This is a genomic window from Leeuwenhoekiella blandensis MED217 (assembly GCF_000152985.1).
Lineage (GTDB): Bacteria > Bacteroidota > Bacteroidia > Flavobacteriales > Flavobacteriaceae > Leeuwenhoekiella > Leeuwenhoekiella blandensis.
The window spans coordinates 153814-174674 of the sequence record NZ_CH672395.1 but is presented as its reverse complement, the minus strand read 5'-3'; the positions used below and the strand labels follow the sequence as shown (position 1 = coordinate 174674).

General features: G+C 39.9%; 23 protein-coding genes. 8 read left to right on the top strand and 15 right to left on the bottom strand.

The window, feature by feature from the left end; genetic code table 11:
- Positions 1–36: 36 nt before the first annotated feature.
- On the top strand, positions 37–516 hold the full coding sequence (locus tag MED217_RS00765) for a regulatory protein RecX (RefSeq protein ID WP_009778550.1): 480 nt from the start codon (positions 37–39) through the stop codon (positions 514–516).
- Here the strand turns inward: MED217_RS00765 and MED217_RS00760 are convergent.
- From MED217_RS00760 to MED217_RS00750, 3 genes are all read right to left on the bottom strand, one after another.
- Positions 513–1379: a cupin-like domain-containing protein gene (locus MED217_RS00760; RefSeq protein WP_009778549.1), complete on the bottom strand. Its 867-nt coding sequence runs from the start codon at positions 1377–1379 to the stop codon at positions 513–515. The genes MED217_RS00765 and MED217_RS00760 overlap by 4 nt on opposite strands.
- A gap of 18 nt (positions 1380–1397) precedes the next feature.
- Positions 1398–2486, bottom strand: coding sequence for a biotin synthase BioB (bioB, locus tag MED217_RS00755; RefSeq protein ID WP_040532466.1), 1089 nt, complete (start codon positions 2484–2486; stop codon positions 1398–1400).
- 103 nt (positions 2487–2589) lie between these two features.
- Positions 2590–3855, bottom strand: coding sequence for a beta-ketoacyl synthase N-terminal-like domain-containing protein (locus MED217_RS00750; RefSeq protein WP_009778547.1), 1266 nt, complete (start codon positions 3853–3855; stop codon positions 2590–2592).
- 71 nt (positions 3856–3926) lie between these two features.
- On the opposite strand from MED217_RS00750, the gene MED217_RS00745 reads away from it, so the two are divergent.
- Positions 3927–4370, top strand: a complete 444-nt coding sequence (locus MED217_RS00745; RefSeq protein WP_009778546.1) for a cytochrome c oxidase assembly factor Coa1 family protein — start codon at positions 3927–3929, stop codon at positions 4368–4370.
- 3 nt (positions 4371–4373) lie between these two features.
- Here the strand turns inward: MED217_RS00745 and MED217_RS00740 are convergent, their stop codons facing one another.
- The 6 genes from MED217_RS00740 to MED217_RS00715 form a co-directional block, all read right to left on the bottom strand.
- The gene (locus tag MED217_RS00740; RefSeq protein WP_154648882.1) at positions 4374–5066 is read right to left on the bottom strand and encodes a hypothetical protein; all 693 of its coding nucleotides are present in this window, start codon (positions 5064–5066) and stop codon (positions 4374–4376) included.
- A gap of 87 nt (positions 5067–5153) precedes the next feature.
- Positions 5154–5633, bottom strand: a complete 480-nt coding sequence (locus tag MED217_RS00735) for a hypothetical protein (protein WP_009778544.1) — start codon at positions 5631–5633, stop codon at positions 5154–5156.
- A 67-nt stretch (positions 5634–5700) separates the two neighbouring features.
- On the bottom strand, positions 5701–6966 hold the full coding sequence (bioA, locus tag MED217_RS00730) for an adenosylmethionine--8-amino-7-oxononanoate transaminase (protein ID WP_009778543.1): 1266 nt from the start codon (positions 6964–6966) through the stop codon (positions 5701–5703).
- A 68-nt stretch (positions 6967–7034) separates the two neighbouring features.
- Complete coding sequence (locus MED217_RS00725) at positions 7035–7319, bottom strand: GIY-YIG nuclease family protein (protein ID WP_009778542.1); 285 nt, start codon at positions 7317–7319, stop codon at positions 7035–7037.
- Between the two features lie 62 nt (positions 7320–7381).
- Positions 7382–8002, bottom strand: coding sequence for a dethiobiotin synthase (bioD, locus tag MED217_RS00720; RefSeq protein WP_009778541.1), 621 nt, complete (start codon positions 8000–8002; stop codon positions 7382–7384).
- Between the two features lie 41 nt (positions 8003–8043).
- Positions 8044–9207: an aminotransferase class I/II-fold pyridoxal phosphate-dependent enzyme gene (locus MED217_RS00715; RefSeq protein WP_009778540.1), complete on the bottom strand. Its 1164-nt coding sequence runs from the start codon at positions 9205–9207 to the stop codon at positions 8044–8046.
- 145 nt (positions 9208–9352) lie between these two features.
- Here MED217_RS00715 and MED217_RS00710 point away from each other — a divergent pair, with 145 nt between their 5' ends.
- Genes MED217_RS00710 through MED217_RS00690 form a run of 5 tightly spaced genes read left to right on the top strand, consistent with a single transcriptional unit; the run spans position 9353 to position 12891 of the window.
- The gene (locus MED217_RS00710; protein ID WP_009778539.1) at positions 9353–9868 is read left to right on the top strand and encodes a DUF2975 domain-containing protein; all 516 of its coding nucleotides are present in this window, start codon (positions 9353–9355) and stop codon (positions 9866–9868) included.
- Between the two features lie 22 nt (positions 9869–9890).
- On the top strand, positions 9891–10379 hold the full coding sequence (locus MED217_RS00705) for a DUF2975 domain-containing protein (RefSeq protein ID WP_009778538.1): 489 nt from the start codon (positions 9891–9893) through the stop codon (positions 10377–10379).
- A 10-nt stretch (positions 10380–10389) separates the two neighbouring features.
- Positions 10390–10860 carry a DUF2975 domain-containing protein gene (locus MED217_RS00700; protein WP_009778537.1) on the top strand — a complete coding sequence of 157 codons (471 nt, stop codon included), beginning with the start codon at positions 10390–10392 and terminating at the stop codon, positions 10858–10860.
- A 2-nt stretch (positions 10861–10862) separates the two neighbouring features.
- Positions 10863–11069 (top strand): helix-turn-helix domain-containing protein, encoded by a 207-nt coding sequence (locus tag MED217_RS00695; RefSeq protein WP_009778536.1) that lies wholly within the window; start codon positions 10863–10865, stop codon positions 11067–11069.
- Between the two features lie 49 nt (positions 11070–11118).
- Positions 11119–12891, top strand: coding sequence for a M61 family metallopeptidase (locus MED217_RS00690; RefSeq protein ID WP_009778535.1), 1773 nt, complete (start codon positions 11119–11121; stop codon positions 12889–12891).
- 4 nt (positions 12892–12895) lie between these two features.
- On the opposite strand, the gene MED217_RS00685 is transcribed toward MED217_RS00690, so the two are convergent.
- The 6 genes from MED217_RS00685 to MED217_RS00660 all read right to left on the bottom strand — a co-directional run bounded on the left by MED217_RS00685 (position 12896) and on the right by MED217_RS00660 (position 19899).
- A complete protein-coding gene (locus MED217_RS00685; protein ID WP_009778534.1) occupies positions 12896–13426 on the bottom strand; it encodes a hypothetical protein in 531 nt (176 codons plus the stop codon).
- Between the two features lie 88 nt (positions 13427–13514).
- Entirely contained in the window at positions 13515–13793 is a 279-nt protein-coding gene (locus MED217_RS00680; RefSeq protein WP_009778533.1) for a F0F1 ATP synthase subunit delta/epsilon, read from the bottom strand.
- A gap of 89 nt (positions 13794–13882) precedes the next feature.
- Positions 13883–15391, bottom strand: coding sequence for a F0F1 ATP synthase subunit beta (gene atpD / locus MED217_RS00675; protein WP_009778532.1), 1509 nt, complete (start codon positions 15389–15391; stop codon positions 13883–13885).
- Positions 15392–15608: 217 nt separating this feature from the next.
- Entirely contained in the window at positions 15609–17459 is a 1851-nt protein-coding gene (gene glmS / locus MED217_RS00670) for a glutamine--fructose-6-phosphate transaminase (isomerizing) (RefSeq protein ID WP_009778531.1), read from the bottom strand.
- Between the two features lie 9 nt (positions 17460–17468).
- Positions 17469–19073 carry a BamH family beta-barrel-assembly machinery protein gene (locus tag MED217_RS00665; RefSeq protein WP_009778530.1) on the bottom strand — a complete coding sequence of 535 codons (1605 nt, stop codon included), beginning with the start codon at positions 19071–19073 and terminating at the stop codon, positions 17469–17471.
- 16 nt (positions 19074–19089) lie between these two features.
- Complete coding sequence (locus tag MED217_RS00660) at positions 19090–19899, bottom strand: glycogen/starch synthase (RefSeq protein WP_040532462.1); 810 nt, start codon at positions 19897–19899, stop codon at positions 19090–19092.
- Positions 19900–20006: 107 nt separating this feature from the next.
- Here MED217_RS00660 and panC point away from each other — a divergent pair, with 107 nt between their 5' ends.
- Entirely contained in the window at positions 20007–20855 is an 849-nt protein-coding gene (gene panC / locus MED217_RS00655; RefSeq protein ID WP_040533084.1) for a pantoate--beta-alanine ligase, read from the top strand.
- Positions 20856–20861: the final 6 nt, after the last annotated feature.

The following is a 20861-nucleotide window of genomic DNA, read 5'->3' as shown; positions in this document are numbered from 1 at the left end:
AAAAAGACCTTAAATTTGAATTCTCAACTTTGAATTTTGAATCAACAACCCACAAAAACCTATACTGTAGAAGAAGCCAAGCGCAAGCTTGAGGCCTATTGCGCCTACCAAGATCGCTGTCATAAAGAGGTGCGCGAAAAATTGATTCAAATGCGAATGATCCCCGATGCTGTAGACGCGATCATGTACCACTTACTCCAGCATAAATTTCTAGATGAAGAACGCTTTGCGCGCAGTTTTGCTCGCGGAAAATTTCGCCATAAAAAATGGGGAAAAAACCGCATCAAACAAGAATTGAAGCAACGCGAAATAGGCACCTATCTCATCAACAAAGCTTTTACCGAAATCCCCGAAGAAGAATACCGAAATACGTTTGACGCACTGGCTCAAAAGCGTTTTGACCAACTCACCGAAAAAGACAAATACAAAAAGCGTAAAAAATTAGCCGACTACTTAATGTACCGCGGCTGGCCGGGAGATTGGGTTTATGAAAAGGCTAAAGCGTTGATTCCTTAAACCGCCAACCCGTGTTTTTTATGGGTTTCTGCAATAGCACGCTCGTTTTTCTCATCAATCCAGGCTTGTCCTTTACGGCGACGCATCAAGTTATCAAAATGACGCATGATAAAAACGTTATACACGGCTTGTAAGAGGTGTTTAGGCTTTCTAGGCAATGCACGCAAGCTCATGCTAAATCCGGGCGTTACATACTTCATATAATGCCAATAGCCTTCGGGCATATATAAAGTTTCCCCGTGTTTCAGATCACACACTAAACCTTCAGCTTTTTTAAGCACAGGGAATTTCTCATAATCCGGATGGTCAAAATCAATATCCTCTCTTGTTATCAAAGAATGTGGCACTTTATACAGGTTTTCTGTTTGATCTGGCGGAAATAAAATACAGCGTTTTTTTCCGTGGAAATGAAAGTGTAAAATATTTGCCCAGTCGATATCGTGGTGCATAAATACTTTAGAGTTCTCACCCCCAAAAAACACCATCGGGATCTGCTTGATCAACCGCAATCCTATTTTCGGAAACTTAAAATCCTTCTTAAGTGAAGGCACTTCCTTCATAATATTATACAAGAAAATACGATAGTTGGTAGGTTCGCGCTTTAGCAAATCGATATAATCGGCCATTTTCATTTTAGCATGCGCCTGGTTAAAACCATCTTCGTGCGTTACCGGGCGGTCATCATAGAGCGGCACTTCTTTATCGCCGGCGATCTCTTTTATATAATCTAAACTCCACTTGTCATAGGCCGGCCAATCTCCTATGAGATTCTCTATAACCACCGGCTTTTGTGGCTTGAGGTAGTTTTTTACAAACTCCGCTTTGGTAATGCTTTTTACCCTATGTATTTCGGTAAGTTTCAAGTATGCTCTAAAATTTAATTAAGCTTTAGCCTTTGCCTTTGCTTCTTCATTACGCGGAATGGTATGCCCTGGTCGTGACCATTTTGGTTTTTCGCCTTTAGGCAAATGTTGAGAATCTGCTGCTTCAACAGTTTCCGGTTGTGCTTTTTTCACAAAAGGTGCTTGTGGATTTAATCCTAACAGCTTGAACATTTCCATATCCTCATTCACATCAGGGTTAGGTGTGGTAAGCAATTTATCACCGGCAAAAATCGAATTTGCTCCGGCAAAGAAACACATGGCCTGCCCTTCTCTACTCATCTGTGTACGTCCTGCACTTAGTCGCACTTGAGTTTGCGGCATTACAATACGGGTAGTGGCAACCATACGCACCATTTCCCAAATAGAAATAGGTTCTATATCTTCCATCGGAGTTCCTTCAACTGCTACAAGCGCATTGATAGGCACACTCTCGGGCTGCGGATCTAAAGTAGCCAGCGCCACCAGCATTCCTGCACGGTCTTCTACTTTTTCTCCCATTCCTATGATTCCACCGCTACATACCGTAACATTGGTCTTACGTACATTGCCTATAGTATCTAAGCGATCCTGAAAGGCACGAGTAGAGATCACATCTTTATAATAATCTTCAGAAGTATCTAAGTTATGATTGTATGCATATAAACCAGCCTCTGCCAGACGCTGCGCCTGATTTTCGGTGATCATCCCTAGCGTACAGCATACTTCCATATCCAGTTTATTAATGGTACGCACCATTTCTAAAACCTGATCAAACTCTTCACCGTCTTTTACATTTCTCCAGGCAGCTCCCATACAAACACGTGAGCTTCCGGCTGCTTTGGCGCGCAAAGCCTGCGCTTTAACCTGCTGCACTCCCATAAGATCATTCCCTTCGATATCTGTATGATAGCGCGCTGCCTGAGGGCAGTACCCACAGTCTTCGGGACATCCACCTGTTTTTATTGAAAGTAGGGTTGAAACCTGTACCGTATTGGGATCGTGAAACTCACGATGTACAGTGGCAGCTTCATAAAGCAATTCCATCAAGGGTTTATTATAAATCTCTAGAATTTCTTCGCGGGTCCAATTGTGTCTCATGTAAATCATTTTTATACTTAAAAACCCAAATCTTCAAAATCAGAATTTATGAAGTTTAAGTTCTGGAAGCGGTTTCAAAAATACTAAATATGTTGTTTATAACTAGGGCAAACTATGCCTTGCTTATTAAAATACTCACAGCGTTACCGCCAAAACCAACTGCATTCACCAGGATATTTTTTATGTTTTGAGGTGACTCTTGAGCCGAAATAAAAGGAACTTCCTCATATTCGTTATGTTGCAGCATGCGCATCGCCGTTTCAAAACTTAGCAAACCACTCGCTCCAAAGGTGTGACCAATCTTCCACTTATTGGTTGTTAATAACGGAAGACGTTCTCCAAATATTTTTTTGATAGCCAGATATTCGGTTTTATCACCGGCAATCGTACCCGGCGCGTGCATCACAATTGCATCTACTTTCTTGGTCATTTCTGCAAAGGTCAAAATCTGACCGTCTTGATCAGTTCCAAAAGCAGCTTCAATCGCCATACGCATCGACTTTTGAAAGCATAATCCTTCCGCAGAAATGGATACCGCGTGTTTGAGCTTTTCAGTCGCATAACCTACTCCGGTGATATACGCCAATGCATTTTCATTTCGCCCCTTTTCAAGACAAACTGCAGCAGCACCTTCGCCCAAAACCATTGTATTTTCAGTTTTATCAAGATTTGAAGCCAAACACGGGAACTGCGCATCTGCTGAAGCTCTTGAGTACGTTTTTATGGCTTTCATCTGTGCGATGGTGAACGGCGTCAATGCCGCCTCACTACCTCCTACTAAAAATTTATCGCACATCCCGGCTTGCAACCAGGCTACGCCGTTGAGCATCGCATGCAAAGCCGTTGAGCAGGTAATGGAATGCGAAATGTCAGGACCGTTATTTTGTAAATCCTGCGCAACCCAAGAAGAAAGATTTCCTAATGTTGTTGTTGGAGAAGCTAATGGTTCGCTTTTATGATGCTGAAGGAAATGCTCAAAATACTGCTCAAAAAGCTGCGTTGCACCGCGAGACGAACCCATGTTGATCCCAAAATCACTTCCTTGTTGCCAACCGGCTTGTTGCGTCGCCAATCTTGAGACATACATCGCATACAATACTGAAGCATCCAAAGCCTGGTAATTTCGGTTTTCTGTGCGAATGGCTTCAACCTTAGTTTTGAGTGCTGACGGAAGTTTGCCTACCCAAGCCTCAAGTTGGCCGTCGTAGGACAGGGCGTGTTTTCCAAGCTGGTTTTCAGTGGTATCTGCTGCAGAAATTGCAGCCATTCCGGTAATTGCGATCACATGCTTCACATCTTCAATCTTTATCTGCACCGCAGATATTATTCTATTACTGTTTCCTAAAAGGAAGACAGAAATCCATTTAATCTGCTGCAAAAATAAGGCATCAAATATCGAGAATGATCAAAAACGCTTAGTTTAGTAACATCAATCAAAAAGAACTTAAAATGAACGAACTCGTAACGGAAGAACGCAGCTGGTGGTCAAGAAATTGGAAATGGGTCGTGCCCGTAGGCGGTTGTTTCACCTTTATCATTATAGGTGTTTTGGCTCTTGGAGGTGCCATTTTTGGATTTGTGAAAAGTGTTCAAAATGACAGTGGCGGCAATGATGCTCTGGAAATTGCAAAAAGCAACCCGCAAGTAATAGAAGTCCTCGGCGAACCCATAACCAAAGACGGAATGGGCAGTTACTCGGTAAACTACAAAAACGGACACAAAACCAGCGAAGCGACCATTCCTATTGAAGGGCCTAACGGCACCGCTACCTTACACGTAAAAACCTCAGGAAGTGATGATGCGTTGATCTACGAGATCTTCGAGGTTCAAGTTGATAAAACCGGAGAACTTATCAATTTAAACCAAAACCAGTTGGATCAGGGGGATTATTAGAAGTTATTTTAAATAACCTCCAACTTCATTAAAATCAACAGGCTTCATCTTTAATTCTATTTTACGATCTTCTACAAGGCGAATACGCTTCATAGCAGTAAATAGTTGCTCGCCATCCAGAAAAAAACCTAATACTTTAAATTGCTTGCCTTGAGGTAGTAAAATTTTTTTACTCTCATCCGCGTACACATTCAAAACCGTATTGTTTGATTCGTCAATGATATATAATAATGTAAGTTGATCGCCATTACTGATCTGCAGTTCAAGACGTTCTTCGATATCGGGATAAAATCTATCTACATTGATCCAACCTAGTTTAGCTAATTGAATGCTTTTATACAAAACTGATTCAAATTTATATTTTTGGCTAATTCCTAAACTGCCAGAATTAGCAATAAGGTCACAAGGAGATTCAGAAGCTATAAAATCTATTGGATTTCTAATTGAGAACATTACTGAATCAAGTCTCACTTTCTCAATTACAATTTTATCAATATTTTTTTTAGAAAGAACTTCTTCATCAATTACGCCAAAGTCATCGGAATAATCAATATATCTATAACGCACCAAGGTATCATTTGAGAAATATAAAGAATCACCTTTTGGCGAATCAATATCATTCTTTAATGTTTTCAATTCACGGAATGTTCGCAATCCTAAATTCTCAACCATTTTAACTGCCTTATAAGTATCCACCCGATAACGCCTTGTTAATTCACAATCTAGAACCACGGTGTCAGTTACTAAAAAGCTTTGGTATCGTTTTTCTTCAAAATCAATATCCTACAACTGCCAGTTCATCACACTTTCATCATTTCTTAAACCTGAAAAAAGTTGCATCGGTTCATCAACTAATTTTGGAAATTGAACCTCCAGACTTTTACCATCACGCAGCCTAAGCTGAGCACCAGACTCATCAAAAAATTGAATATTATAAGCGCCTCCAGATATGAGCCATTCATCACCAGAACGGGTCTGTGCATTGTGTCTTACTAAAGCTTCTTTAGTTGTTAATTCGGTAAGCTCCAATCTAATTTCACCAATAGCAGAACGCTCATTTTCATGAACCAAATCACCCGAATTTACCACTATTCTAGTACCATACTTGCCTATAATTTCAGAAACGGAATCTGAAGAAACAGTAAAATTCTGCGTCTCATCCCCCAATTCACTGAGCAGACTGGTGAGTTCGATTGCTTTCTGATCGTTTTGACAGGAATAAATGCTTAGGATGAAGATACTTAAGAGTAGAAGTTTTTTCATAAATGAGATTTAGACTAATTGCCAATCACGATTTATGCCATAAAAAAGTCAATCTGTACCTTTTACATTAGAAGCTGTCTAAAACCTTTTTAATAGCCGCGTAAACTTTCTGCATTTGCTCTTGAGTAGTCACAAAAGGCGCCAAAATATAAATAGTTGATCCCAGCGGTCGCAAATACACACCTTCTGCCATACAGCGCTCATAAATTTGATAACGCAAGTTTCCGTAGCGCTCCATCGGCACATCAAGCTCTAGGGCAAAAATGGTTCCCTGTTGTCGCGTTGAATGCACTTTGAGATGCTCTACAATCTCTGAAGCAAAAGCAGCGTGCCAGCTTTGAATCTGTTTTATATTCTGCTGAATTTCTTCAGACTGAAGCAAGTCGAGCGCAGCGATCGCAGTAGCACAAGCAATAGGATTTGCCGAATAGGTATGCGCGTGAAACAAGCCTTTGCCTATATCATCATCATAAAACGCATCAAAAATAGCCTGTGTACACGTGGTGACGCCCATAGGCACCAAACCGGCTGTCAGCGCTTTTGAAAGACAAATGACATCTGGCTTCACTTCAATAAAATCTGAAGCGAAAAAGCTTCCGGTTTTGCCAAACCCGGTCATCACCTCATCAGCGATCAAAATAATACCAAGTTCTTTACATTTCTGTAAAATTGGCTCCAGATGCGCTGCCTGATACATTTTCATCCCTGCTGCACCTTGTACTAATGGTTCGTAGATAAATCCTGCAAGCGGAGTTTCTGCGTGAAATGCTTCAATAGCTTTTATGAGTTCTTCCTGATTAGCTGCGGTAGGCAGCGGAATGCGTTTTACATCAATGAAAAACTCCTCAAACGGACCATTATACACCGACAAACCACTCACAGACATCGCTCCAAACGTATCTCCGTGAAAACCTTCTTCAAAAGCCAGAAGCGTTTTGCGGGTTTGACCTTTATTGTGATGATATTGCAAGGCCATTTTGATCCCGATTTCGGTAGAGGTAGAACCGTTATCGTTAAACATCAACTTCTGCTGATTATCAGGCAAAATGGCCATCAATTTTTCAGAGAGTTCTATCGCCGGCTCGTGGGTAAATCCGCTGAAAATGATTTGATCCAACTGCTGCATTTGACGATGCACCCGCTCGACGATATAATCATTACAATGCCCATACATTGCCGTATACCAGGAAGAAACAGCATCTACATAGGTTTTACCTTCCTCATCAAACAACAATGCGCCCTTTGCTTTCACAATAGGTTTTGCTTCAGGATGCAGTTTATGCTGCGTTAAAGGATGCCAAATATGTTGTTTATCGCGTTCTGTTAGATTCAAAATTCTAGGATATATTTAATGAAGACGTCATGCTGAACTTGTTTCAGCATCCCATCATGTAATTTATTTTAACTAAAAATATTCAATGTTTGAAGTTTTGGGTTTTTCTCCTTGATCAAGTTCAATTTCCAATCTTTCTTCCAGTTTTTCAATTGTTTCTCTCTAGAAATAGCCTGAATAATATCTGAAAACTCTTCGAAGTAAATTAAATCACAAACATTATACTTTGATGTAAAAGCGGAACCTTTTTTCTCCTTGTGATCCACAATCCGCTGCTGCAAATTTGAAGTAACACCTATATAAAAAGTTGTTCTGTAGGTATTGGTTAGAATATAAACATAGCTCTGTTTCATACTTAACAACATTTGCTTGTGAGACCCTGAAACAAGTTCAGGGTGACCAAAAAAACAACAACCTACTGAAGCCTTGCTTTCAAAAGCTCTGCATATTCTTTGACCACCATTTTATCAAAATAAGGTTCTTCATCTATTCGACCTAAAATGGCTACACCACTCATTTTTGCAATGACCGATTCGGTTGTGGGATGTTCTTCACCGCTAAACAGGATTCCGTGAATAGTTTTACCGGCTTGTTTCAGTTTATCAATCGTAAGCAACGTATGGTTGATGCTTCCCAGATAATGTCTGGAAACCACAATCACTTTATCTTCCGGCTGAATCAAATCGAGAATCGTTTCGGTTTCACTAATCGGCACAAGCAATCCACCGGCTCCTTCGATAACCAAATTATTTTCGGTTTCCGGTCTTTTGATTTCTGAAGCTTTTATGGAAACGCCATCGATCTCTGCCGCCGCGTGCGGACTCATAGGCGTACGCATCTTAAAGGCGTTATCGTGGAAAACGGTTTTGTCATTCCCAACAAATTCTTTGACTTTATGCGTATCCGAATAGTCTAAATCGCCTGCCTGAATGGGTTTCCAATAATCGGCCTCCAAAGCTTCGGTTACAATTGCAGAGGCTACTGTTTTTCCAACTTCGGTAGAAATTCCTGTGATAAAGAACGTTTGTTTTTCCATAGTGCTGCAAAGGTACTGCGGCGAACTTTATCTACAGAAAATCATTCTAAAGATTTTACCAGAAGCGAAAGCACAGTTTGTATTTCGCTTTGCGAATTGTAGCTGTGTAAACAAATTCGTAAGCGCTCCTGACCTGCCGGAACTGTAGGCGAAAGAATGGCCTTGACATCAAAACCTGCATCTAATAATGCTGCTGAAATTTGCTTTACGCGCGCGTTACCCGGAAGAATTGCACAGTGTATCGCCGAATCACTCTTGATAAAAAACTCCTCAAGCTGTTGCTTTTTGAGCTCTTTCTGGAAATATTGAATGTTTTCGCGCATCTTTTTGAAAGCGGAATTTGGCTTTTTTGCATCAGACGCCGCGTGTTGATAGGAAGCCAAAATAGTCGCCACACTATGTGGTGGCAATGCAGTGGTGTAAATTAAGCTGCGGGCAAAATTAACGAGATAGCTTTTTAAGATTTCAAAACCTAAAATCGCTGCGCCGTGACACCCCATCGCCTTACCAAAAGTTACGAGTCGGCTAACACGATTCCCCAACCCGAGGTCATCGATGATCCCTGTACCAAAAACTCCAATGGCGTGTGCCTCATCAATAAAAACTTGAGCTGAAAATTGCTCGCATAGCTCTACCAACTTTAAAAGATCGGGACTGTCCCCATCCATAGAAAAAACCGACTCCGTGACCACGTAAATAGCACAGGCGTCATGCTGAACTTGTTTCAGCATCTCATCCTGCTTAGCCAAAAGCCGCTCAAGATCTTTTAGATCGTTGTGCTTGAATTTATAGGCTTTTGCGTGACTCATTTGGATGCCATCACGAATGCTGGCGTGAATAAATTCATCATACAAGATCACGTCACCGCGCTGTGGCACAGATCCAAAAAACCCCACATTGGCATCATAACCCGAGTTAAAGATCAGCGCTGCTTCTACCTGATGTATTTTAGCAATAAAACGTTCAGTCAGCTCATAAAGCTTATGATTTCCCGAAAGTAACCGCGAACCGGCAGCACCGTTCCACTCTAGATTTTGCTCTTTTAAAATTTCGCTTGCTCGAGAAAAAATAACCGGATTTTTAGAAAACCCCAGATAATCATTAGAGGAAAAATCAACGCATTCAGCTTTGGGTACTTTCAGTTGGCGCAAGGCATTTGCTTCACGACGTTGATTGAGTTTATCCTGTAATTTCTTGTGTAGCATTGGACAAAGATACAGCTTGAGAGAAACAAAAAATGAAGGAAAACTATCTCAGGGCAAGCCTCGGAGTATTAACCCTTTGACGGCGGCAATAAAATTATTGTTTTTCAATAATTATCTTATATTTGTTATCGAAAAACAATAATAAATGAAACTAAATTCTATTTTTAAAGGGCTCATCGACCTGGCGTTTTACCTGATGGTGCCCGTTGTGGTGTTCTTCCCGGGGACCATCCTGTATATTTTGATTTTCCCACAGCAGAGCATTGTTAACGTGAACATACCCTATACCGAACAAGGTTTTGGAAGCGGAGCCCTACTTTTTACGATTTGTTTCTTTATACTTTTCCTGTTGTTTTTTGCCGGTTTCTTTCAATTGCGAAAATTCGCAGGTCAACTCCTAAAAAAGAAGCTGTTCTCATCAGAAGTTATCAAAAGCACAAAGAAAGTCGGTCAATTTTTTACAGCTTGCGGACTGGGCTCGTTCGTTTTTGTAGGAATAAATTCGCTATTAACTAATGAAGGAACGATCAGCATCACATTTGGCATCTCCAACTTCAGCCTGCTTTTATTTCTGCTTGTCCTAGGCGTATTATTTTTATTGCTTAGTGATGCTTTTGCAAGAGCGCTAAAGCTGAAAGAAGAAAATGATTTAACTGTTTAATCAACCTTAATCTCTTAACCTTATGAATCTCGGTAAATTATTTAAAATCTTAATCAATATACTTTATTGTACTTTTTTAGGTGCAATAATAGCACACCCTATAATGGCACTTTTCCCTGATACATTTCCCGGAATATTGGAAACCGAAGGGCACTATCCAATTCTTAAAAATGTCTCCATCTATGCTTTTTTAATTTTTATCACTTTCATGCTTTATCAATTCCGCAAGTTTGCCAATGTTATAAGAGCAAATAAACTTTTTTCAAATGAATCTATTTTAATAAGTAAATATATTGGTACCCTCTTTATAATCATGGGCTCAACATTTGTACTCATAAAAATAATTTCAACAATTAATAAAACTAATTTTTTTCAAGCATTGGCTCAGTCAATTCCAATACTCATTGTTTACGTTATACCTTTTTTTATTGTTGGTATATTTTTTCTCTTGCTTAGCGATGGATTTAAAAAAGCTTTAACCTTCAAAGAAGAAAATGATCTAACTGTTTAAAACGCTCATTATGAAGAAAATTAAAATCTTGTATTTCATTTTATGTGTAATCATCATTATCCTTTCAATATCTATATTAACGGATTTTATATTTTCGTTATACATGAAATCTACATTTGAGGAGGCCAACCAAAATACAATCCTCGGATATTTAACTCAATTCGTCTACCCCGCCCTATATACTATTTTGATTCTGGGATTAATTTTCATTTTATTAGGATTGAGGGCTATGATTCAATTAGGAGGTTTTAATTCTAAAAGCACAACGAACTTCAAGTATTCTGGTATTGCTATTGGCAGTTATGGGATGGCATATCTAATTTTTCAATTGAACTTCATAAATACTGCTGATGCCTACAGAATCTTTACGAATAGCATCACAAGTATTTTTATAGTAATTGTAGGTTTTGGAATATATAGTTTTTCTGAAATATTAAGGTCCGGTGAACGACTCAAAGAAGAAAACGATTTAACCGTCTAGCTATGCCCATCATCATCAACTTAGATCAGGTATTGGCTGATAGGAATATGAAGAGCAAAGAGCTGGCAGAAATCGTAGGCATAACCGAAGCCAATCTTTCCATCTTAAAATCAGGGAAAGCAAAGGCGGTTCGTTTCACCACACTAGAAGCAATTTGCAAAGCGTTGGATTGCCAGCCGGGTGATATTTTGGCCTATACCGAGGAATAGTTTTGCCGCAGTTTGAGTACTTTTAAAGCTCATTATTAAATCGCTTTAAATGAAACTTTGGATTGCTTTCCTATTTATTGGTCTTTCGCTTCAGGCACAAACCAACTCTTACACCATTTCTTTTGACAACGCCGTGCACCACGAGGCTGTGGTTAAAGCCACGTTTCCTGAGGTGAAGTCAAAAACACTGCGCGTACAGATGAGCAGATCTTCTCCTGGTCGCTATGCGATTCACGAGTTTGCTAAGAATGTGTACGGTTTTAAAGCGACAAACGGAGCAGGTGAAGCACTCGAGATCAAACGTGATGACCCGTACAGCTGGATCATCACCAACACTGACGGAACGATCAATATTGAATATATTCTCTTTGCCAATCGTGGCGGCGGAACCTATTCTCAAGTAGATCTTACACACGCACACCTCAATATGCCGGCAACCTTCATGTATGCTGGAGCTTTACAGGAACGCCCCATTGAGATCATTTTCAACGCTCGAGAAGATCTCAGCTGGAAAGTTGCGACACAATTAAAACACGAAGTAGGCAATACCTTTTCCGCTCCTAATCTGTATTATTTTATGGACAGCCCTACGGAAATAAGCGATTATCAAGAGCGCGAATTTCAAGTAGACGGGCAGACCGTTAAATTTGTACTTCACGACCCTAATCCTGATAGTGATTTTGATACTTATTGGGAAAGAGTAAAAGCGATTGTGCTTCAAGAAAAAGCGGTTTTTGGCGAATTACCAACCTATGATTTTGGCGAGTACACCTTTCTTGCGTGTTACGCACCCAACGTTTCGGGAGATGGGATGGAACACCGCAACAGTACCATTCTTACCGATACAGAAACCTTAGCTGAAGGTGGCTTGGAGTGGAATATCGGAACCGTTTCTCACGAATTTTTCCACAGCTGGAATGTAGAGCGCATACGGCCAGCAGACCTTGAGCCTTTTCAATTTGATCAGGCCAATATGAGTAACTCGCTTTGGTTTGCTGAAGGCTTTACCAGCTATTACACCAATTTGATTCTAGAACGCGCAGGAGTTATTAGCGCAGAAGATTATGTAAAAGGATTGAACGGCACTTTTAATTATGTTTGGAACTCGCCTGCTTTGCAGTATTTCAATCCGATAGAGATGAGCAATCAAGCGCCTTTTGTAGATGCAGCGACTTCGGTCGACCCGGTGAACCGTGAGAATATGTTTATCTCCTACTATTCTTACGGAAGCGTTTTAGGCCTGGCTTTAGATCTGAGCTTACGTGAAAAGGATTTGAATCTGGACGATTTTATGCAATTGATGTGGAAACGTTTCGGTAAAACCGAAGTAGCCTACACCGTTGAAAATATCGAAGCAACACTAGCAGATTATGCAGGTGCTGAATTTGCTCAGGATTTCTTCGGAAAATACATCTACAAAAGTAACATGCCTGATTACAAAAACCTTTTTGAGCAGGTAGGTCTACAACTGAATCGCGCTACAGCAAAGCCTTACTTTGGAGCTTCATTTAGTGAAACCAGCAACGGACTAGAAATCTCGAGAAATACGTTTAAAGGCAGTCCGGCTTATCAAGCTGACTTAGATAAAGGCGACCTTATCACAAGCATAGATGGGATTGCGATGACTTCAAACGACGCATTTAAAGAATTGCTTAGCAATAAGAATATTGATGACGTGCTTCAGGTTACCTTTGAGCGCTTTGGTGAAGAACATAAAACCAAAGTCAGACTTACCGCTGATCCAACTTTTACGATAGCTATTGACAACAATGCTAAGAAAGAGGCTGTAAAAGCTCGCGAAGCCTGGTTAGCAAAGAAATAATAGATTAGTCAAGGTAGTGCCCATTTTTGGGATCTGAAGCATTCCAGACGCTTAAAGAAAGGGTTCTAGCCAAGTATTTTGCTTCGGCTAGCGCATCTTCTTCCTTGTGAAATTTTTCAAATTTTAAGTGTCTAGAATTGGTAAACCAAATATTCACCTCGTAAACATTCTTTGAATTTTTAAAAATTCCAACCATTTTCAAGCCTTCGTAGCTTGACCAATTTCCCCAGTAAAATGGACCTATGTAGTATTCTTCTTTGTATTTACGGGTTATTGTATTGAAAAGGATTCGCTTTCGCTTTGCTAAATAACAACCTAAGCCTATGGAAAGGATTAGAAGAACCAATACTGATTTGAGGTCTTTTGCCCAAATTACAAAATCGCTTTCCTTGCTTAAATCATAACCGGTTTTAAAGGTGACAAAATAGATGAGGAAAATCAAAAAGCAGGCAAAAGTGAATAACAAGGCTGCAAAAACCCTAACGAGCAAGGATCGGTTCATTTGATTCAAAACCAGTGTATGTGCAGACTTCATAGATGCTAAAGTACGTTAAGCAGTGTCAATAAAAAAAGCGCTTAATTCAGTAGAATTAAGCGCTTTTCTATTCTTAAATTATTTCAGCTTAATCTGCCAAAACAATTACTTTATTATCATTCATTTCAACCGTTCCCGATTTGATAGCGAGTACAAACTCACCAGCTTCTTTACCGGCAGTGAAATGCTTTTTTGCCTTATCTGAAAGCGTAGCTCCTTTAACTTTCACAACACCTTCTTCTAAAAGAGAAACGATAGCTGCGTGATTGTCTAACAACTGAAACGCTCCGTCAGTTCCCGGTAAAATAACCGAAGTAGCTTCTCCGCTATATAAGGTTGCTTCAGGGCTTACTATTTCTAAATGCATAAAATTTTCATTTATCTTTTCCGCGTAGGCGGAAAACTATTCAAATCAATACGATAAGATTTCCACCTTCGTGGAAATGAAATCAATTTTTACGCTTCCGCAAGCATTTTCTCTCCAGCTTCGATCGCTTCTTCAATAGTACCCTTAAGGTTGAATGCTGCTTCTGGAAGATGATCTAACTCACCATCCATAATCATGTTGAAACCTTTGATGGTTTCTTTAATATCAACCAATACACCAGGAATACCGGTAAACTGCTCTGCTACGTGGAATGGCTGCGATAAGAAACGCTGTACACGACGTGCACGGCTTACTGCAAGCTTATCTTCTTCAGAAAGTTCTTCCATACCAAGAATCGCGATGATATCTTGTAATTCTTTATAGCGCTGTAAAAGCTCTTTTACGTTTTGAGCACAGTTATAATGATCTGCACCTAAAATCTCTTTTGTTAAGATTCGAGAAGTAGAATCTAGCGGGTCAACCGCAGGATAAATACCAAGCTCAGCAATCTTACGAGAAAGTACGGTTGTTGCATCAAGGTGGGCAAAGGTTGTAGCCGGTGCCGGGTCAGTAAGGTCATCCGCAGGAACGTAAACCGCCTGTACAGATGTAATAGAACCTTTTTTAGTTGAAGTAATACGCTCTTGCATCGCACCCATTTCGGTTGCTAATGTAGGCTGATAACCTACCGCAGATGGCATACGACCTAAAAGTGCCGATACCTCTGAACCTGCTTGCGTAAAACGGAAAATGTTATCAACGAAGAAAAGAACGTCTTTACCTTGACCGTCTCCTGCTCCATCACGGAAATATTCAGCGATGGTAAGACCAGAAAGCGCTACACGAGCACGTGCTCCTGGTGGTTCGTTCATCTGACCGAATACGAAAGTTGCTTTAGACTCCTTCATTGCAGCCTTGTCAACTTTAGTAAGATCCCAACCGCCTTCTTCCATAGAGTGCATAAAGTCTTCACCGTATTTAATAATACCAGACTCAAGCATCTCACGAAGTAAATCGTTACCCTCACGCGTACGCTCACCTACTCCGGCAAATACAGAAAGACCACCGTGACCTTTTGCAATATTGTTAATCAACTCTTGAATCAATACGGTTTTACCAACACCTGCACCACCGAAAAGACCAATTTTACCTCCTTTTGCGTAAGGCTCAATCAAGTCGATTACTTTAATACCTGTGAATAAAACTTCAGTTGAAGTTGATAAATCTTCAAATTTTGGTGCTTCGCGGTGAATTGGAAGACCATCTTTTCCTGCTTTAGGAAGATCTCCGATACCATCGATAGCATCACCAATCACATTAAATAAACGCCCGTATACATCATCACCAATAGGCATTTGAATAGGAGCACCGGTAGCAACTACCTCAGCACCTCTGCTCAAACCATCAGCAGAATCCATCGCGATTGTTCTTACAGTGTTTTCACCAACGTGAGACTGCACTTCAAGTACTAAAAGGCTTCCGTCTGCTTTAGTAATTTCTAGCGAATCATAAATTTTAGGAAGATCTGCATTGTTTGCAAATTCAACATCTACAACAGGGCCGATAATTTGGGCAACTTTACCTGTAACTTTTGACATTCTTAACTATTTAATGTTTAGCAAAATATGTAGCCGAAAAAATCAATTCAAACCTAATTATCCCCGATTTTTTTCGTCGTGCAAAGATAGTTTTTAATATTTAAAAACCTAAAAGACTTTTATTGAATTTCTTTAGCGTTAACAAAAGTATAATGAGAAGTGATAACGCACAGGAATACAGCCAACTAAAAAGAAGTCGCAACAAAGCTGAAAATCGCTATTCTACGGTAACGCTTTTAGCCAAATTACGCGGCTGATCTACATTTTTCCCGAGCATCACTGCAATGTGATAAGATAATAACTGCAGCGGAATCGTAGTTAACAGAGGAGACATCGAATCCATCACTTCTGGAACTTCGATCACATGGTCTGCAAGTTCTTTTACGGTAACATCTCCTTGAGTAACAATAGCGATGATCTTACCTTTTCGGCTTTTGATCTCCTGAATGTTACTTACCACTTTATCATAATGACCGCGGCGTGTAGCGATAACTATCACCGGCATATGCTCGTCGATAAGCGCGATAGGACCGTGCTTCATCTCAGCAGCAGGATAACCTTCTGCGTGGATATATGAAATCTCTTTTAGTTTTAAAGCACCTTCCAGAGCAACCGGGAAGTTAAATCCGCGACCTAAATACAGGCAATTGGAAGCATTTTTATAAACTTCTGCAATCTCCTTTACGTGGTCATTGCTTTTTAAAGCCTCTTCTACCTTTTCAGGAATTAAGCGCAATTCTTCAAGATGCATATGCAAATCTGAAGTTGAAATACGCCCTTTGGCTTTAGCCACTTTCAATCCTAATAAAGTGAGTACAGTGATTTGCGTAGTGAATGCTTTTGTTGAAGCAACGCCAATTTCAGGACCGGCGTGTGTATACGCACCGGCGTGTGCCTCTCGAGAGATCGAAGAACCTACCACATTGCAAACACCAAATACAAAAGCTCCTTTTTCTTTGGCCAACTTCATCGCCGCCATCGTATCTGCAGTTTCACCACTCTGAGAAATAGCGATTACCACATCATCCTTATCGATCACCGGATTGCGATACCTAAACTCAGAAGCATATTCTACCTCAACAGGCACGCGCACGAGTTCTTCGATAATATATTCGGCAACTAGACCGGCATGCCAAGAAGTTCCGCAGGCTAAAATCACCAGACGTTTTGCATTGATAAATTTATCGATATGATCATCAACCCCGGCCATTTTTATCATGCCTTTGTTCTCGCGCATACGCCCTCTAAACGTATCGCGTATCGCCTGAGGCTGCTCGTAAATTTCCTTAAGCATGAAATGAGGATAACCTCCTTTTTCGATCTGCTCAAGGTTTAATTTTAATTCTTGAATGTACGGCTGACTGATTATCTTATCATCCTGAATATTGAAGACTTTGATTTCCTTTCCTCTGCGCACCACAGCCATCTCTCCATCTTCTAAATAAAGAGCATTGTTTGTGTATTCAATAAACGGCGACGCATCTGAAGCGATAAAATATTCATCTTCACCAATCCCAATTGCTAGCGGACTTCCTAAACGAGCCACAACAATTTCGTTAGGTTTTTTCTTATCAAAAACAGCAATAGCATAAGCTCCTACCGTTTCATTTAAAGCGATCTGAACCGCTTTTCCTAATTTAACATCTTGATTACGCTGTACATCTTCTATGAGATTCACCAATACTTCAGTATCGGTATCAGATTTAAAAGTGTATCCGCGTTTGGTAAGTTCTTGTTTTATGGCGTCGTAATTCTCAATGATTCCATTGTGAATGATCACCAAATCGCCAGAGTTAGAATAGTGCGGGTGTGAATTGACATCGTTAGGAACACCGTGCGTTGCCCAACGGGTATGACCAATTCCTAAAGTTCCTTCGGCGTTAATTGTAGCATCAACTTTTGCTTTAAGGTCATCAACCTTACCTTTTGTTTTACAAAGTTGAATTTCGTCTCCGTCATAAATGGCCACACCGGCACTGTCATAACCACGATACTCAAGACGTTGCAATCCTTTAATAACAATAGGATACGCTTGTCTATGACCAATATAACCTACAATTCCGCACATAAAACAAATTTAATTAGAAGCTTCGGTATAAAAAACTTTTAGCTTCAGTCGTTTTGCTTCAGGAACATTTACATTACTTCCGTAAAGAATGGTTCCTCTATTCGCTATAATCGATGCGTAAGGCACTCGATTGGGCGTGTCTGTATCGGTTCTTCCCTCAATAGCTCCCGTAGAAGTTGAAAGCACATTTTGAGTAATCACCAATCCTAACTTTGTCGCCGGATCATCATTCTCAGGATCTAGTAAATCCTTTAAAAACTCGGTAATTCTTATTTTATAACTAACACCCTGACCATTATCATCTAATTCTAAAGGACCTAAATGCGTTGTACCTACTGAAGTAATAGCTCCAGAAGAACTGATTGTTGCATCTGCTGTAAGATCGACTAAAGGCTGATTCGTTTCTAAATTATAAATATAAACACGTTGTGGCTCTGAAACAGCATTTCCTGCATATGCCGCGATCTTATCTTGATCAACAAAAAATTCAAGATTCGCCTCTCTTATAAGACGCTGTTGCGCTCGCATCGCATCAAGATCATCAGGAATACCATTGTTGTCATCATCTACATCTTCAAAAAGTTCGATCACAGCCATACTACCCTGGCCTCCTTTTAAAAATAGGTTTTCTTCCCCGTTCTCTTTGTCGATCCCGGTAAGTTCGGTTTTGATGGCTTCTTTGAAGTCATTCTCATAACCTACGACAGAATTTCCTCCAAAAGTTAAAGTAATACTAGATTGTCTTCTAGAATCTTCTGCTCCTGAGGTATAATAAATCGCTATTGTAGTATTTGCCTTGTCAAACAAGAAGAATGAACCTGTATTATCTACAGCTTCAGCTTTTAAATAAACTCCTCTAAAATAATTTCTAAAAGAGTTTGAGTTAAACAATACATCGTCTCCAGAACGATCAACAATGACTTCTTTCCAATAAGTCTCCCCGTAAGTGGTCTGATCTAAGCGTAGACGTAAACGCGGCGATGAAGTTGTTATTTCATCATCTTCAGCCTCTGATGCCGCTTCGATTACAGTAACAACCGGCTCATTTGATGGCGCAAAAGTTTCTTGAAACAAGGTATCTCCCTCAACACCATTCAATTCGGTCAATTCATTTGAATAATATACCGCCCCAGATTCAAAATCTGGCGCGCTGTTGCTATTCAGAAAATAGTTAGATCGAAATGCGGTCAAGCGAATAGGCGCGGTACCATAAACCGAATCTAATTCATAAACCGTCTCATTATCGCTGTTTAAACTTGCTGTGCTGTAATAAGGCATTTCAAAAACCACAGAGTCGATAACAGGATCTGTACCATAAGTAGAATTATAAGTACCTAAATCTACCTGACTAAGTGTTGAAGCCGTAGTCGTACCATAAATAGAATCTTGATAAAAACCAAGCGCACCTGCACTCAAGCCATTTGTTTGAACACCTACAGAGTCAAAAAAACGCTCACTATAAGCTACAACAGGATAATTCTCGTTACCAGATGTAAAATTACTATCATCTACAATACCACTACCTACTTCAAGAAAATCATCCTCACAAGAAAAGAAAACAAAAAGAAGCATTAGTAATCCTAATGTTCTTGTCAACACCGTATTCAATTTCATTCGTTTTTTTGTTTTTTTAATCCAGCACTTTGGTGGTATAGAACTCTTCATACGCCTGCGCAAACTCCTCGCGTTTTTTGTAAGGAAGCACAGGGATTTTAGTAGTATTCAGGTATTGAGCAAGCTCTTCATTTAGGTCTGTAGAACCAATGATCGCAGCATCAGAATTTTTGATCGCCACTTTCATCAAATTCTCATAAGAAGGCTTTTCAAGCTCAGCAATTGAATCTTTTTCTATTCCGTCAAAAGCTATTTTATCAATTAATTGCTCATTTAACGTGTCTTCAAATCCTGTATTATAAACAGAAGTCACAATTTTGCTTTGCTTAAAAAGCGGCTCGCTCGCATAAAACTGCTTTAGATATAAAGGAAGTAATGAAGCTAACCAACCGTGAACATGTATGATATCTGGAGCCCAATTGAGTTTTTTTACGGTCTCAACCACACCCTTTGCAAAAAATATCGCACGCTCATCATTGTCTGCAAATAAGTTTCCATCCTCATCAGTAAACGTAGCTTTTCTCTTAAAATACTCCTCGTTATCAATAAAATAAACCTGTATACGCTCTTTAGGTATAGAGGCTACTTTAATAATAAGCGGCATATCAAAGTCATTTATGACCAAATTCATTCCGGAAAGCCGTATCACTTCGTGAAGCTGGTGTCTTCTCTCATTAATATTACCATATCTAGGCATAAAAATGCGAATTTGACCTCCTTTACTATTTACCATTTGAGGAACCTCAAACGACATAGATGCGATCTCTGTCTCTGGCAAATACGGTATAACTTCAGATGATACGTACAATATCCTCTTATTTTTCATAAATGTGCTTCTAAGTTTCTGTTAAGGCTAAAAAACACGCAAAATTACTAAATTTTATGCAGATTGCCAGTAATATAGTAATTTTGCCGCCTGTTAAATTAATCGGGATGCACGTATACACCAATAGACCAGAAATTTCTAGCGCTGTTGCAAAACACAAAGAAAATGGCTTAAAAATAGGTTTTGTACCTACTATGGGCGCTTTGCACAGAGGCCATGCCAGTCTATTTAACTTCGCGCTCAAAAATTGTGATGTGGTAGTGGTGAGCATCTTTGTAAACCCAACCCAATTTAACAATCCACAAGATCTGGAGACCTATCCTAGAGATTTGCAGAAAGATCTGGAGTTTTTAGAAAGCATTAACCCAGAATTGCTCGTTTTTGCACCAAGCACGACAACGATTTATGGTAACAACGTCAAAGCGTTAGATTTTGATTTTGAAGGACTCAATCAAGTGATGGAAGGCGCATTTAGACCGGGTCATTTTGAAGGAGTCGCAACCGTATTGAAATATCTTTTTGAAATCGTAAACCCAGACATGGCGTTCTTTGGAGAAAAAGACTATCAACAGCTTCAAATCATTAACAAGTTGGTTGAGATCGAAAAGCTATCTGTAAAAATCATTGGCTGCCCCATTAGCCGACATGAAGACGGTCTTGCCGAAAGCTCAAGAAACACCAGACTTACGATAAAACAGCGTGAAGCCTCTCCCTTTATTTACAAAACCTTAATGCAAGCTAAAGAACATTTTAACGACCAAAGCGTTGAAGATGTTGTACATTTTGTTGAACAGGAATTTGCAGATAAAGAGCAGCTCGAACTCGAATATTTTGAGATCGCTCACGCAGCAACACTTGCGCATACAACCGAAAAAAACCCGGATGAAAAGTACCGCGCATTTATAGCTGTTTTTGCAGGTGAGGTGCGACTCATCGACAATATTGCCCTAAATTAAAAACCT